Source organism: Halorubrum marinum (genome assembly GCF_048381195.1).
Lineage (GTDB): Archaea > Halobacteriota > Halobacteria > Halobacteriales > Haloferacaceae > Halorubrum.
On record NZ_JBLWMM010000001.1, the window covers coordinates 281,605 to 296,830 of the forward strand.

General features: G+C 70.3%; 14 protein-coding genes. All 14 read right to left on the reverse strand.

Going from position 1 to position 15,226, the window contains the following annotated elements; all coding sequences use genetic code 11:
- Position 1 precedes the first annotated feature (1 nt).
- Positions 2-1,003, reverse strand: coding sequence for an ABC transporter permease (locus ACNSN4_RS01450; protein ID WP_418283988.1), 1,002 nt, complete (start codon positions 1,001-1,003; stop codon positions 2-4).
- Positions 1,000-1,989 carry an ABC transporter permease gene (locus ACNSN4_RS01455; RefSeq protein WP_418283989.1) on the reverse strand — a complete coding sequence of 330 codons (990 nt, stop codon included), beginning with the start codon at positions 1,987-1,989 and terminating at the stop codon, positions 1,000-1,002. Before ACNSN4_RS01455 ends, ACNSN4_RS01450 begins: the two co-directional genes overlap by 4 nt.
- Before the next feature lie 208 nt (positions 1,990-2,197).
- Positions 2,198-3,781, reverse strand: coding sequence for an ABC transporter substrate-binding protein (locus tag ACNSN4_RS01460; protein ID WP_418283990.1), 1,584 nt, complete (start codon positions 3,779-3,781; stop codon positions 2,198-2,200).
- 209 nt (positions 3,782-3,990) lie between these two features.
- A complete protein-coding gene (locus ACNSN4_RS01465; protein WP_418283991.1) occupies positions 3,991-4,833 on the reverse strand; it encodes a polyprenyl synthetase family protein in 843 nt (280 codons plus the stop codon).
- A gap of 58 nt (positions 4,834-4,891) precedes the next feature.
- Complete coding sequence (gene npdG / locus ACNSN4_RS01470; RefSeq protein ID WP_418283992.1) at positions 4,892-5,560, reverse strand: NADPH-dependent F420 reductase; 669 nt, start codon at positions 5,558-5,560, stop codon at positions 4,892-4,894.
- A 146-nt stretch (positions 5,561-5,706) separates the two neighbouring features.
- A complete protein-coding gene (gene glmU, locus ACNSN4_RS01475; protein ID WP_418283993.1) occupies positions 5,707-6,894 on the reverse strand; it encodes a bifunctional sugar-1-phosphate nucleotidylyltransferase/acetyltransferase in 1,188 nt (395 codons plus the stop codon).
- Positions 6,895-6,996: 102 nt separating this feature from the next.
- On the reverse strand, positions 6,997-8,385 hold the full coding sequence (locus ACNSN4_RS01480; RefSeq protein ID WP_418283994.1) for a phosphopentomutase/phosphoglucosamine mutase: 1,389 nt from the start codon (positions 8,383-8,385) through the stop codon (positions 6,997-6,999).
- Positions 8,386-8,410: 25 nt separating this feature from the next.
- Entirely contained in the window at positions 8,411-10,024 is a 1,614-nt protein-coding gene (locus tag ACNSN4_RS01485) for a cobyric acid synthase (RefSeq protein WP_418284348.1), read from the reverse strand.
- A 12-nt stretch (positions 10,025-10,036) separates the two neighbouring features.
- The gene (locus tag ACNSN4_RS01490) at positions 10,037-10,810 is read right to left on the reverse strand and encodes a cob(I)yrinic acid a,c-diamide adenosyltransferase (RefSeq protein ID WP_418283995.1); all 774 of its coding nucleotides are present in this window, start codon (positions 10,808-10,810) and stop codon (positions 10,037-10,039) included.
- Entirely contained in the window at positions 10,807-11,592 is a 786-nt protein-coding gene (locus ACNSN4_RS01495) for an adenosylcobinamide amidohydrolase (protein WP_418283996.1), read from the reverse strand. Before ACNSN4_RS01495 ends, ACNSN4_RS01490 begins: the two co-directional genes overlap by 4 nt.
- Entirely contained in the window at positions 11,589-12,650 is a 1,062-nt protein-coding gene (locus ACNSN4_RS01500) for an aminotransferase class I/II-fold pyridoxal phosphate-dependent enzyme (RefSeq protein WP_418283997.1), read from the reverse strand. Before ACNSN4_RS01500 ends, ACNSN4_RS01495 begins: the two co-directional genes overlap by 4 nt.
- Positions 12,647-13,402: an NTP transferase domain-containing protein gene (locus ACNSN4_RS01505; protein ID WP_418284349.1), complete on the reverse strand. Its 756-nt coding sequence runs from the start codon at positions 13,400-13,402 to the stop codon at positions 12,647-12,649. Before ACNSN4_RS01505 ends, ACNSN4_RS01500 begins: the two co-directional genes overlap by 4 nt.
- Entirely contained in the window at positions 13,402-14,190 is a 789-nt protein-coding gene (cobS, locus tag ACNSN4_RS01510) for an adenosylcobinamide-GDP ribazoletransferase (protein WP_418283998.1), read from the reverse strand. Before cobS ends, ACNSN4_RS01505 begins: the two co-directional genes overlap by 1 nt.
- On the reverse strand, positions 14,181-15,224 hold the full coding sequence (locus ACNSN4_RS01515; protein ID WP_418283999.1) for a CobD/CbiB family cobalamin biosynthesis protein: 1,044 nt from the start codon (positions 15,222-15,224) through the stop codon (positions 14,181-14,183). Before ACNSN4_RS01515 ends, cobS begins: the two co-directional genes overlap by 10 nt.
- Positions 15,225-15,226 lie beyond the last annotated feature (2 nt).

Sequence of the window (15,226 nt, forward strand, 5' to 3'; positions counted from 1 at the left end):
CTTAGGCACCCCGCTGTCCCTCGTCCAGGTTCGGGTCCAGCGCATCCCGGAACCAATCGCCGAGCAGGTTCACGGCGATGACGGTTAACACGATCCCGATCCCCGGGAGCATCGACACCCACGGTCGCGTCCGAAGGATGTCTTGTCCCCGTTCGATCTCATATCCCCACGACAGCGTCGTTCCCGAGAAGCCGAGGTACGCAAGGGACGCTTCGAGCAGGATTATCACCGCGACCTGGATCGTCGCTAACACGATAATCGGCGTCATGCTGTTCGGGAGGATGTGTCCGAGTAGGACGTCACGGTCGCTCGTGCCGAAGCTCTTGGCCGCTTTCACGTACTCCTCGCCGCGTAGCGACAGCGCCTCGCCCCGGGCGACCCGAGCGAACCACACCCAGATGACGAGCGCCGCGACGATCGTGACGGTCCCCGGTATGGGTATCTGCTCGGGCATCCCGTCGGCGAGACCGAGCACGACGATCGGATCGGGCACGAACACCGGGCTCTCACCGAACACGCCGATCAGCGCGAGCGCGAGAACGAGCGCCGGAAACGCGAGCATCGTGTCTGCGACTCGCATCAGCGCGTCGTCGACGCGCCCGCCGTAGTACCCGGCGACTAACCCGATAGGCACACCGACGAGCATGGCTATCAGCGTGGCTGAAAAGCCGACGAGCAGTGAGATCCGGGCGCCGTAGACGAACCGAGAGTAGGAGTCCTGTCCGACGTTGTTGGTGCCGAGGACGTGGTCCGAGTTGGCCTCGACTTGGATCTCGGTTATCTCGCCGTCGACGGCGACCTGCGTCGTGTAGTCGAACCCGACCGGCGGGTAGGCGTTTCCGCCCTCGTCGTAGTACCCCGTCCGCGTCGGATCGTGGGTCGCCAACAGCGGCGCGAACACGGCCATTAACACGATACTTACCAAGAGCAGCATCCCGATCTTCGGGAGGAGGCTCTCGCGGAACGTCTGTCGGAGATTGGAACTGATTCTATCGGATATCATTCGTCGCTCACCCGCGGATCGAGAGACGCATACAGCCCGTCGACGAGGATGTTTATCGTCACGAACGCCACTGCGATGAACACGATCACTCCCTGCATGAGCGGCCAGTCGCGCGCGTCCAGCGCGTCGATCAGCCGCAGGCCGAGACCGGGCCAGTTGAACACGGTCTCGGTGATCACCGCACCACCCATCAGCGTCCCCATCTGCAGGCCTAACACGGTGATAATCGGAATCATCGTGTTTCGGAGCACGTGCTTGTATCGGACGAGCACCGCCGGGACGCCCTTCGCTCTCGTCGCCGTGACGTACGGCTTCCCGAGCTCGTCGACCATCCCACTGCGAGTGAGCCGGGTGATGAGCGCGGTGAAGTACGTCCCGAGCGTGAGCGCCGGTAACGTGATGTGCCGAATCCAGGTCAACAGGTCGTTTGCCGACCCGATCGTGACGAGGGTCACGACTGCTTCTGTGAGTCCGACCGGGCGGCGTCCAGTCGGGAGGATTCCGATCCAGACGCCGAAAAGCAGGATCAACATCAGTCCGAGCCAGAAGTTCGGCGTCGAGATTCCCAGCAGCGAGAACAGCGTCGCGCCGTAGTCCGAGGGCTCGTTCCGTCGGGTCGCCGACACGACACCGAGCGGAATCGCGATGATCAACGCGACGACGGTCGCCGCGATGGCCAGTTCGAGCGTCGCCGGTATCCGCTCTATCACCATCAGCTCGACCTCGCGGTTCGACCGCCACGAGTACCCGAAATCCCCGACGAGTAGCCCCTGTACGTAATCGAAGTACTGGACGTAGATGGGTTGATCGAGCCCTTCCTGTTCCCTGACCCGTGCGATCGTCTCGGCGGTCGCTCCCTCCCCGAGCATCAGCGTCGCCGGGTCGCCCGGCGAGACCGCTCTGAGCCCGAACATGATCGTCACTACTCCCCAAATGACGAACACCGCTTGCAGCGTCCGTCGGATGAGGAACTTTGCTATTGACATCGAGATACGTTTTTGAACTTCGTGCGGCGATAATTATCCTTTCGACACGATTCACCGCAGCCAGTGCCGACCGAGTGGTTCGCGAGGTCACCGCTGACCGCGTGGTCACTCACAGTCGGTCTGCGTGTCGAGATCGTCTGTTCGTCGTCTGTCGGGCTTCCGGTCACTCGTGATGAGTCACCGAACGCGGAGGTGTTCAGACGCCTGCCTATTCCATTCCCCAGACGTACACGGTCTCGTCCTCGCGCGGCTGCCACTGGATGTCCTCTCTGACTCCGTAGATGCTCTCTTGGGTGTGCAGGAACACGAACGGCGCCTTCTCGTGAGCGAGCCGATTCACCTCTTCGAGCTGTTCGCGACGCTCGTCCGGGTCTTGGATCTGCTGGCTCTCTAAGATCGCGTCGCTGAGCTCTTCGTCGTCGAACGTCCGCGTTTCCGCCTCTTGACTGAAGAAGCCCTGCACGCCGTAGTCGGTGTCGCCCGTGATCGTTCCCCAGCCGATCATGTAGAAGGGAATCTCGAAGGAGTCGGGATCGATCCCCGCGGAGTTCGCGTCAGAGACGACACCGAAGTCGACGATGCTCACGTCGCAGTCGACGTTGCTGAGCTGGTTGATCTGGTCGGCCGCGGTCTCGCCGACTGCGGCGTCGTTGAGATATCGACCCTGCGGGACGACGAGCTCGATCTCGATCCCCCCGTACCCGCTGTCCTCGACGAGGCTCTCGGCCATACCGATATCCTGCTCGTACGGCTCGATGTCGGAGTTGAAGCCGTTGATTCCCGGTGCGACCGGCTGGCCGCGGGCTTCACCGAACCCGCTGAGCACGGAGTCGACGATTCCGGCGTTGTCGACCGCGTAGTTCATGGCCTGCCGGAACTCCTGGCTGTCGAACGGCTCCACCGTGTTCTTCATCGGCAGGAAGATATTCCGGAAGCTCGTCACCCGACGGATCTCGGCGTTGTCGGCGTTTTGAACCGTTGCGACGTCTTCAGGAAGAATGTTGATCGTCAGGTCGGTCTCGCCGGTCTCCAGCGAACTGACTCGACCGCTGGACTCTCCGTCTGCGTTGAAGATAACGCGCTCGAACGGCGGCTCTTCTCCCCAGTAGTCGTCGAACCGTTCCAAGACGATCTCCTCGCCGGAGGTGAAGTCGACGACCTCGTAGGGACCCGTTCCGTTGAAGTCCTCCGGGTCAGCGCCCGAGACCGACTCTCCCTCTTGGTCGGCATTGTGGTTCTCTATCGACCACTCGCGGTTCATCGCGCGAGCGTAGTTCCCGAACTCGAACTCCGCGAGGCCGGGTGCACCGCTGTACATCACTTCGACCGTCGTGTCGTCGATCGCCTCGGCACCGGTGATGGATCCGAGTCCGAACGCCCCGATGTCGCTCGCGACGCCGATATCGTTGTCGACGGTCCGGTTGATCGTCCAGGCCACGTCGGTCGCGGTCAGTTGGTCACCGTTGTGGAACACCACGTCGTCTCTGAGCCGGAGATCGGTCGCACCGCCATCGAGAATCTCCGTCTCCTCAACCACGCGCGGGAAAATACCCTCGCCCGGTTCGAAGTCGAAGAGTGGCTCATAGATGTGGTCTAATACGTCGAAGTAATCTCCCGTAATGTGATCGAGGGGATCGATCGTGTCAGGGAACTGCGTCAACGTGATCGTGAGTTCGTCCCCGGCCTCTTCACCGCCGAGACATCCGGAAAGCCCGGTCATCGCAACCCCAGCGAGACCGCTCGTCTTCATGAAATTTCGTCGGTTCAATTCGAACTGTGTCCTTTGCGACATAGTACCACCAATCGGAGATAGCTCATATATATCTACTGGTATCAGAACACTAACCGATCATGCGTCGGCCGATCTCGGTATCTCCGTGAACATCGGACTGCACGGACGTGCACCACTGTACATCTCTGTCGGGCTCTACACGACTTCGAACCGCAGTGGTTTTCCCCCTCGTCGAGCCCCTACGGTCGCCCCGCGGAGCCACCGACCCGCTACCGCTTCCGCACGACGACGAACTCCGCCAAGTCGCGGAGGTACTCGATCGCCGCCGTCTCCGGCGGGTCGGCGTCGTCGAGCGCGGCAAGGGCAAGCTCCGACTGCTCGCGGGCCCGTTCGTCGATCTCGTCGGGCGACAGCGAGGTGACCTGCAGGACGGAGGGGCGATCCATCTCCGCGTCCTGTCCGGTCGGCTTCCCGAGGTCGTCGGCGTCGGCGGTCGCGTCGAGCACGTCGTCGCGCATCTGGAAGGCGACCCCGACGCGCTCCGCGTACTCGCCGAACGAGTCGACCGCGTGCGGATCGGCCCCGCCGGCGACCGCGCCGAGTTCGGCGGCCGCTCGGAACAGCGCGCCGGTCTTCCGACGGGCGAGTTCCATGTACTCCGCCTCGGTGGTGGGGCGGGCGGAAAGCTCCGTGGCCTCGCCCTCGCCGAGTTCGACCATCGCTTCGGCGACGGTCCGCATCGCGCGCGGTTCCGAAGAGAAGAGGGCGAACGCCTCGCCGAGGAGGCCGTCGCTGGCGACGATCGCCGGGCCGTAGCCGAATTCCGCCCACGCGGAGGGCGTGCCGCGACGGACTTCGGATCGGTCGATGATATCGTCGATCACGAGCGAGGCGTTGTGGACGAACTCGATTCCCGCCGCGAAGTCGACGGCGTCGGCGGGGTCGCCGTCGAACGCTTCACAGGCGAGGATCGTCACCGCGGGACGCACGCGTTTCCCGCCGGCGAGGACGACGTGGCCGACCTCCTCGGACAGCTCGTCGGGTTCGACCTCGTCGATGACGGCTTCGAGCCGCTCCTCGACCAGCGCGACCCGGCGCTCCAGGTACTCCATCTACCGACCGGAGGGTCCCGCCGCGCAAAGGCCTAACGGAACGGCGGTCCCGGCCGTCTCACTTAAATTCGATTCCCAGGTCGTGGAGCCCGCTGTTGTTGCTCGCGACGTTGATGAGCAGCGGCGTGAGCCCCTCTATTTCGGGTGCGTTGGCGATCCCCCCGGCGTCGAGCGCGCGAAGCCCCTCGATCCCCTCGGCGACGTCCGTGACCGTTCGCTTGGCGTCCTCGTCGTCGCCGATCACGAGCGTGTCGATCCCGAGGCCAGCGTCGAGGTTCGCGAGCCGGGCGGCCGCGAGGTTGTGGAACGCGCCGACGACGTCGACGCCCTCGGGGGCCGCGTCCGCGACGATCCGGGTTACCGATCCGGCGCCGGGCTTGTGGTAGTGGAACCCCTCGTCGTCGCGTTTCATCCCCGTCGCGGGCGAGACGAGCACGTCGCCCGGCTCCAGCACGTCGGCGACCGCCTCGACGGTGTCACCGACGTGATACGGCGGCACCGCGAGCACGACGACTTTGGCCTCGGCGGCCGCGTTCGCGTTCTCGAACCCCTCGACCGCGGCGTCGATCCCCCGGCTCTCGAGCTCCGTGGTGTACTCTTCGGCCTTGTTCTCCGCTTTTTCGGCGTCTCGCGAGCCGATCCGGATCCGGTGTGGCGTGTCCGCCGCGAGCCGGAGCGCGAGCCCCTCGCCGATGTCGCCGGTGCCGCCGAGTATCGCGATCTTCATACGATCAGTGCGGTCGCTCCGACCTTAGGGGTTGCGTGACCGGCCGTCCTCGCCACTGATTCAGACCCGGGCCCGGCCTTACCGGTCTCGCGTCACTGATTCAGACCCGGGCCCGGCCTTACCGGTCCCGCAGCACCGATCGCGCGTCACCGGTCCCGCGTCACCGACTCACTGGGCGTCGTCGTCGCTCCCGAGGAAAGCATGACCCCGGCGTTCAGCGCGGTGTCGATCGCGGTCTTGACCTCGTCGCCGCAGATCACGCCGAGCTTCCGCCGACCGGTGTCCACGCGCTCGCCTTTCACCGTCGCTCGGACCGATTCGCCGTCGTGACGCAGGTTCGCCACCGTCGTTCCGGCCCCGAAGTTCACGTCTCGTCCGAGAACGCTGTCGCCGACGTACGAGAGGTGGCCGACCGTCGCGCCCGCTCGCAGGACGGCGTTCTTCACTTCGACGGCGTGACCGACCTTCGCGCCCGGTCCGAGGTACGTCGCCCCGCGGACGTACGCGTTCGGCCCGACGGTCGCCCCCGCGTCGACGTATGCCGGTCCCTCGATGACGACGCCGGACTTCACGGTCGCTCCCGCCTCGACGACGACGGGGCCGTCGAGGGTGGCGTCCGGGCTCACGTCGCCGTCGATCCGGCGGTCGATCTCGCCGAGCGCCCACTCGTTGGCTTCGAGCAGCTCCCACGGACGGCCCACGTCGAGCCAGCGCTCGAACGGCACCGCGGCCACCGAGAACGACTCGCAGGCGCGCTGGAGCACGTCCGTCAGCTCGGCCTCGCCGCGCTCGCTGTCGGCCACGTCGAGCCAGTCGAGCGCCGCGGCGGGGAACGCGTACGCGCCGGTGTTGATCACGTCGGAGGGCGGATCGGCGGGCTTCTCGACGACGCCGGCCACGGAGCCGTCGTCGTCGAGCTCCAACACGCCGTACGACGACGGGTTGTCGACGCGGTACGAGCCGACCGCGGGCGCCTCGGCGTACAGCGCGCCGAGCGACTCGCGGTCGTACAACACGTCGCCGTTGAGCACGACGAAGGGGGCGTCGTCGAGGTCGTCCGCGGCGGCGCGGACGGCGTCGGCGGTGCCGCGCTGCTCCGCTTGGACCGCGAACTCGACGGGAACGCCGAGGTCGAGCGCGTCGAAGTGCTCCCTCACGGCGTCGGCCTCGTAGCCGACGACGAGGTGGATCCGGCTGGCTCCGGCCGCGATCGCGGACCGAACGACCCGTTCGACCAACGGTCGCCCCGCCACGGGGAGCATCGGCTTGGGCGTCTCGTCAGTGAGCGGGCGCATGCGCGTTCCGCGACCGGCCGCGAGCACGACTGTTTGCATGGACGACACGTCCACGGCAAGCGTGAAATCGGTTCCGGACGGCGAGGTGACGGACCGCCGGGAACCGGTGAGCGTCGCGAGGGTGCCAGAGCGCCTGCGGAGTCAGATCGCCCCGAGCGCGTCCTCGACGATCTCGCGGACGTCGGCGAGGATCTCGTCCGCCCGATCCGGGTCGCGAGCCTCCGCGGTCAGACGGATCAGCGGCTGCGTGCCCGAGGCGCGGACGAGGAACCAGCCGTCGTCGAGCCCGACGCGGACGCCGTCGATGTCGCTGACGTCGTCGTACGACGCGCGAACCCGGTCCGTAACCGCCGCCATCGCGGTCGCCTTCTCGTCCGTCTCGATCGTCTCCCGTCGGATCGGGTAGTCCGGCACGTCGGTGACGCGGTCGGCGAGCGGCCGGTCCGCGGCGAGCGCGGCCAGCACGACCGCCGCGAGGGGACCGTCCGGACATCGGGTCTCGTTCGGGAAGATCCACGCGCCGGAGGGCTCGCCGCCGAAGACGACGCCCGAATCGCGGGTTCGCTCGGCGACGTACACGTCGCCGACCCGCGTGCGGACCACGCTCGCGCCCCGCTCGGCCAGCGCGTCGTCGACCGCGAGGCTGGTGTCGACCGGTGCGGCGATACGCTCGCCCTCGGCGGCGGCCTCCGCACCGAACACGGCCAACAGCTCGTCGCCGGAGACGAACGACGCCTCGCCCGTCACGGCCATCATCCGATCCGCGTCGCCGTCGTGGGCGATCCCGAGGTCGGCGTCGGTACCGGCGACGTGCGCGACCAGCCCGCGGCAGGTCTCCGCGGTCGGCTCGCTCGGCCGAGCGGGGAACCGACCGTCCGGCTGGGCGTTCAGCGTCGTCACGGCTGCACCGAGGTCGTAGAGCGCGTCGGCGGTCACGGCACCGGTTCCGTTTCCGACGTCGACGGCGATCGAGAGCCCCTCCAGCGGAGCGTCCTCGGCCGCGGCGTCGGGGGTGTCGCTGGCGTCGCCGCCGCCAGCGTCGTCTGTCCCCGCCCACCGCCGACCCGCGTCGACGAGGGCGTCGCAGTGGGCGGCCTTCCCGCCGTCCCACGCGGTTCGCGTTCCGTGCTCGTCCCACGCCGCGTACGGGACCTCGCCGTCCTCGATCCGTCGCTCGATCTCGTCCTGCTGTGCCGTGTCAAACGCCTGCCCGGAGGGCGTCCAGAGCTTGATCCCGTTGTCTTCGGGCGGGTTGTGCGAGGCGGTGACGACGATACCGGCGCCGGCGTCGCGGGCCGCGATCGCTCGCGCGACGGTCGGCGTCGCGGCCACGCCGAGATCGATCACGTCGGCGCCGCACTCGACCGCGCCCGCCGCGACCGCGTCGACGAGCGCCCGACCCGAGTCGCGGGCGTCCCGCCCGACGACGATTCGGTCCGCGTCGACGGCGACCGCCCGCGAGATTTCGAGCGCGAGCCCCGCCGTCACCGTCTCGCCGACCGGTCCGCGCACGCCGCTGGTTCCGAACATACTCGTGTCATGTCACACGACAATATTAAATGGAGGAGTCGAGGCCGAGCGCCCCGAGATCGACGTTGTCCGCGACGAGGGTCGCGGCTCGGTCGTACGGGTCGCTGTCGGCGCCCTCGCCCGGTCCAGTCGCCTCCGTCTCAGCCCCCACCGTCGTCCCGGTATCCGTCGGACGCGACGTCTCCGCCGCCGCGAACGCCGTCTCGACGAACGCCTCTCGAACGGACTCGTTCTCGAACAGCCCGTGAAGGTACGTGCCGAGCACGCGGTCGGTCGCCGCGCTCTCGGGGCCGAGCGGTCGGTCCACCGGCGCCGTCGGCGACGACCGGCCCATGTGGATCTCGTAGCCCGTCGCCGTCCCGCTCGCGCCCGCGACGGGGCCCGCTCCCTCGACCGTTCGCGTCACGCGTTCCACGCGCTTGTCGGGCGTGAAGTGCGTCTCGACCGGCAGCACGCCGACGCCGTCGACCGTCGACGCCGAACCGGTCCCCTCGACGTCCGCGCCGGTGAGCCGCTCGCCGAGGATCTGATAGCCGCCGCAGAGCCCGACGATCGGCCCGTCGAACCGACGAAGCGCCTCGTCGAACCCGGCGTCGCGCAGGGCGAGCAGGTCGTCGACGGTGTTTTTCGACCCCGGAAGCACGACCGCGTCGGCGTCGTCGAGGGCCGTGTCGGTGTCGTCGGAACCCGCGTCGAGCGGCACGTACGCCACCCGGACACCGGGTTCGCGCGCCAACGGTTCCAAGTCGGTGAAATTCGAGATGCGCGGAAGCCGCGGGACCGCGATCCGGACCGCGTCGGCGTCGGGAACGCCGTCGTCCGCGCCGAGGGCGGCCGTCGCCGCTGAGTCACCCTCGGCGGCCGCGGCCCCGTTCCCGGCCGCCAGATCGGGTAGCGAGAGGCTGTCCTCCGCCGGGAGCCCCGGGTCGTCGTGGGGGACGACGCCGACGATCGGGACGCCCGTCCGCGCCTCGATCTCCTCGATCCCCGGTTCCAGCAGCGAGGCGTCGCCGCGGAACTTCGTGATGACCGCGCCGGCGACGCGTTCGCGGACGTCTTCGGGAAGCAGTTCGAGCGTCCCGTAGAGGCTGGCGAACGCGCCGCCGCGCTCGATGTCGACGGCGACGAGAACCCGGGCGTCGGCGAAGCGGGCGCACTCGATATTCGCGAGGTCGCGGTCGTGGAGGTTGATCTCGGCGATGCTCCCCGCGCCCTCCGCGACGATCACGTCGTGATCGCTAGCGAGCCGGCGGTGCGCCGCGACGGCCGCGTCGCGAGCCCGCTCCCAGTGCGACTCGTAGTAGTCGCCCGCGGAGGCGTTCGCGACCGCCTTCCCGTCGACCACCAGCTGGCTCTCGCCGTCGCCGCGGGGTTTGAGGAGGACGGGGTTCATGTCCGTCGTCGCCGGCACCCGCGCCGCCCGGGCCTGCACGTGCTGTGAGACGCCGATCTCTCCCCAGTCGCCGTCGGGCCCGAGCGCGACGCGGGCGTTGTTGCTCATGTTCTGTGCCTTAAAAGGCGCGACCGATACGCTGCGGTCGGCGAGCAGCCGGCAGATCCCGGCCGCCAGCGTGCTCTTCCCGGCGTGGCTCGCGGTCCCGGCGATCAGGACGGTGTCCGCCGTCTCGTTCACGGCCATCTCGCTCACCGCTCAGTACTCCGTCCCCCGGCGGGCGCGGTGGCCCGCGTCGAACGGGTGCGCCACTTTCCGGACGTTCGTGATCAGGTCCGCGACCCCGTCGAGGTACTCCGGCTCCGCGTGGCTCCCGGTGAGCACGAGTTCGAGATCCTCCGGCTTCGACTCGACGAGCGCGACGACGTCGTCGGGCTCCACGAGCCCGCGGTCGGCGGCGTACAGCAGTTCGTCGAGGATCAGCATGTGCACCCCGTCGTCGGCGTCGCCGTCGAGCGGGACCGGCTCGGTGAGGTCGGCGGCCGCCGCGCCCGCGACGAGCGCCTCCGCGCGCTCGAAGGCGGCCGTGGCTTTGGCCGCGTGCTCGTCGTCCGCGGAGCCGTCGAGCAGGCCGTGCCAGCCGTAGTGGCCGGCGTTCTCGTAGGTGAACCCCGGCACCGCGGCGATCGCGTTGTACTCGCCGCGCACGCCCTCGACGCTGTCCGCGCCGCCCTTCATGAACTGGAGCATGTGGACGCGGTAGCCGTGCCCGGCCGCCCGGAACCCCATCCCCAGCGCCGCCGTCGACTTCCCCTTCCCGTCGCCCCACCACGCCTGTACGAGCCCGAACTCCGCGGGCGCGCCGGGCTCGATCGGCTCCGGTTTCGGTGCCGCGCCGCCGCCGGGCGTCCGGGCGGCGGGGGCGTCGTCGCTCGTTCGGCCGTCGTCGCTCGTCCGGTCGTCGTCGCTCGTTTGGTCCTCGTCAGTCGATCGGTCCGTGTCGTCGTCGATGTCGTTGGTGTCTGATGTCATAGTTCGAAAACCTCCGCGCCGTCGTCGGCGACGACGCCGTGCTCGGCGTCGCTCGTCGGGCCCGGGAACTCGCCGTCCGGATACCGCGACCGCAGGCTCGCGCGGAGCGCGTCCCGGACGCAGACGCGAGCCGCCGCCCCGACCGGGGTCGCGCTCCCCGAGAAGGCGGCCAACTCTCCGGCGGGGTCGTCGGCGACGACGACCGCGTCGCTCGTCGTCCCCGGCACGCCCGCCGTCTTCAGCAGCGTCGTCGCCTTCGCCTCCGCGGCGACGGCGACGAGGTTCGCGGCGGCGCCGTCCGCCAGACGGCGCGTCGTCCCGACGATCAGATTAACCGTGCCGGGGCGGGCCGGAGGCTCGCTGTCGGGGAATGCGTTGTCGGGCGTCGCACCGCTGTCGGTCGCGCTCCGCGCTCCCTCGCCGTCTCCCTCCGGCTCCATCGGGAGCATCGCCGGGTTCGACAGCCCCGCGGTCGCGTACGCGACGACCGAACCGTGCCGCGCGCCGCGAGCGTGGCGCATCGAGACGCCGGTGAAGAGGGTCGGCGGGGTCGCGTCTTCGTCCGTCTCCCCGCGGCTCTCGAACCCCGACCGCGTCAGCCGCTCGTCGCGGTACGCGTCGAGGTCAGTCCGGTCGAACCCCTCCGGAACCGAGACGTTGTACGCGGCGTCGCCCCGCGATCGCCCGCCGCTCCACCCGGTCGAGAGCCAGCGCGCCCCGGGGTGACGGACTCGGAGCACTCCCTCGCGGGCGGTCGCCTCGAACGCCGACGACTCCGTCATCGCTCGTCCTCCCGCGTGTCGTTCTCCCGCGCTCCGCGCGCCGCGCCGACGCCCAGCGCGGCGAGCAGTCGGTCGTTCTCCGCGGGCCGCCGCACCGCGACCCGGACGTGCGAGTCGAGCCCGCGGAAGGTGGTCGCGTCCCGGACCGCGACGCCCCTGTCGCGCGCGTCTTTGACGACGTCCGCGACCGCCCGCCCCGAACCGCCGACGTCGACGAGCAGGAACGGGGCGTCCGAGGGAGACACCGCGTAGCGCTCGGCGAGCGCCGCTCGCACGCGCTCCCGCTCCGTCCGCACGCGTTCGCGAGTCTCGCGGACGAACTCGGTCTGACGCATACAGTACGTCCCGGTCGCGATCGCCGGCGCGCTCAGGTTCCACGGGCGGCGGGTGCTCTGCAGTCCCTCCCCGAACCGACCGGTCGAGACCGCGAAGCCGGTTCGGATCCCCGGGAGCCCGAACAGCTTCGTGAGCGACCGGGCGACGACGACCCCCTCGGTCCCCGCCAGCGACGGTCGGTCGGTGAATCCGAGGAACGCCTCGTCGACGAGCAGGGGCGTGTCGACCGCCCGGCACCGCGCCGCGAAGCGCTCCAGCGCCTCGCGGTCGTACGCGGTCCCGGTCGGGTTGTTCGGGTGACAGACGACCGCGAGCGCGTGGCCGGTCGGGTCGGCGTCGAGTACCGACTCCGCGGCGACGAACGCCGGCTCGCCGCCCCGTAGCCGGACCTCGCGGGCGTATTCCCCGAAGCTCGGGCGGGGCACTAAGGCGGTGTCGCCGGGTTCCACGGCGAGCCCGACCGTCGCGCGGATCGCGGCGAGCCCGCCGGGGGTCGGGATCACGGCCGACGGGTCACAGCCGACGTAGTCGGCGGCGGCCTCGCGGAACGCGGTCGGCGGTTCCGCCGGGTACGACCGCGACTCGGCGAACGCCTCGCGGTAGACCCGCTCGACGCCCTCGGGCACGACGGGGTTCGTGTTCGCCGAGAAGTCCAGCAGATCGGGGTCGTCGCTGCTCCCGTGCGGCGCGCGGTCGAGGTCGAGTGCGTCGTCGAGTGTCATGGGTTGCTCACTTCGTCTCCGGATTCGTCGCTACCGTCGTCCTCGGCGAGGAGTCGCTCTGCGATCTCCACGTCGGACGGGTAGTTGACGTTGACGGCGAGCCGCCGGTCGGTGGTGCGGTAGATCGCGGACGCGTCGCCCGCGTCGGAGTCGTCGTTCTTGTCGCTCTCTGCACTGTTCTCATCCCTATCCCTATCCTCGCTGCTCCCGCCAATCCCGCCGACGACGTTGATCCCGGCGGGAACGAGCGCCGTCCCGTCGATCTCGGTCGCCGCGTCGGCGCTGACGCCCAGTTCGCGTTTCCGCGCCGTCGGCACGCAGACGGTGAGCGAGTCGACCTCCGCGTCCCGCGCCGCGTCGAGGACGACGTTCACCGCCTCCCCGTCCAACAGCGGGAGATCGGCGGCGACCGTCAGCGCCGGCACGCCGTCCGGCCCGGCTGCCTCGCTCGATTCGATCGACTCCGCCGCGTACCGCAGGTCGGCGACGTACCCGTCGCCGGGCGCGTCGACGAGCCGTAGGGCGGGGTGGTCCGCGGCCCGCTCGGCGAGGCGTGCTCGACCGGCGAGGCGGACTCGATCGGCGAGGTGTGCTCGCGTCTCGGGAGCCTGCGGAGAGACGACGGCGTGGACCGTCGCGACCCGACTCGCGGCCAGCGCGTCCAGCACGCGGTCGATCATCGGTCGGCCGTGGATCGGAGTGAGGGGCTTCTCGGTCGCCCCGCCGAGGCGGGTCCCGCGCCCGCCGCACATCACGAGAGCGTCCACGCGATCACCCCCGCGTGCAGCGCTGCGACCCGTGCGAGCTCGTTCGTCGCGCCGAGCACGTCCCCGGAGACCCCGCCGAGCCGCCGGGTCGCCCATCGGGCGAGGAGCGCCCCCGTCGCCAGCGCGGCCCCGAGGGCGACGACGCCCGGAAGGACCCGCGGCCAGCCGAGCAGCGTCGCCGGGGCCGTCACGAGCGCGACGCCGACGAGGGAGCGCGGGCCGGACTCCTCGGTCAGCGCGGAGCCGAGCCCCTCGTGCGGGGCGTCGCCGACGCAGACGAGCGCCGCCGTCGCGGCCTTCGCGCCCACCTCCGCGGCGACGACGAGGACGACCGCGTCGACGAGGGAGAGGCGGGCCAGGTCCGCGATCACCGTCGCCGCGGTCGCGAGTCCGAGGACCACCAGCGCGAGCGCGAGGGTCCCCCCGACGCCGAGCGCGGAGTCCTTCAGGACCTCGCGCCGGCGGTCGGCGTCGCCGTGGACGACCGCCGCGTCCCCGAGGTCCGCGACGCCGTCGAGGTGGGTGATTCCGGTGACGAGGTACAGCCACGCGACGAACGCCGCCGCGACCGTGAGCGACGGCACTCGGACCGGCGCCAGCGCCGCGGCGGCGACCGGGAGCGCGACGAGGGGGCCGAGCGCGTAGCCGACCGCCGGCATGGCCGCGGGCGTGCGCCGGAACGCCTCCCAGCCGTCGTCGGTGGCGCCGACGGGAATCCGCGAGAGGAACCCGAGCGCGCCCCGGAGCGCGGCGACCGCTCCCGTCAGGCCCACGCGATCACCCCCGCGAGCGTCACCAGCCACCCCGCCGCCCCGGCGACCGCGACGCCGCCCGCGACCCCGACGAGCCGAACCGCTCGCTCCGCGTCGGCGACGGTCGGCGGGGCGGCGTCCGGCGCGAGGACGTACGCCCTCGGCTTCTCCAGTCGGACGTCGAGCGCGGCCGCCGCGGTCGCCATCGGCCAGCCGGAGTTCGGGGAGGCGGGGACGCGCGCCCACCTCCCGGCGGCTCGGAGCGCCCCGAGCGACCCGGCCGCGACGGCCAGACAGACCGCGGTCGCTCTGGCCGGGAGGAACATGACCCCGTCGTCGAGGCGGGCGCTCGCCCACCCGACCGGTTTCGTGCGGTAGCCGAGCATCGAGTCGAGCGTGTTGACCGCCTTCACCCAGACCGCCCCGGCGACGCCGAGTGAGAGGGCTGCCCCCGCGTCGGCCGGGACCCCAGCTTCCGCACCGCCGACCGCGAGTCCCAGTCCGACGGTCGCCCCGACGAGGAACCCGCCGAGAGGGGCGACGAACCCGTCGGCGAGGTTCTCCGCCGCGCTCTCGACCGCGGCGCTCCGGAGGGCGGCCGGTGAGAGGTCGGCGGTGTCTCGCCCGACCAGCGCGCGAATCGACTCGCGGGCCGCGTCGGGACTCGTCTGCGTCAGCTCGACGACCCTCGCGGTCTCGTCGAGTAGCATTCGGAGGCTTACCGTCGAGAACAGCGCGACGCCGGCGACGAGGGCGGCGAAGAGCGAGCCGATACCCGCCGCGACCGCCACGAGCCCGCCCGCGAGCGCCGCGGCGGCGATAGGGAGCACACCGGCGACCGCGACGCCGACGAGCCGGGGCCGGGCCCACGGCCGATCGGTGCGACCGACGATCGAGCCGAACCACGCGACCGGGTGTATCCGGGTCGGGGGCTCCGCGATCGCCAGGTCGAGGGCGACGGCGATTCCCACCGCGGCGAGGGCGGGGAGCGTGAGCGCCACGGCGTCGAGCACAGGGGGCGCGAGCGTGCCGGGAGACGCGGCGGCAGCGAGCATCG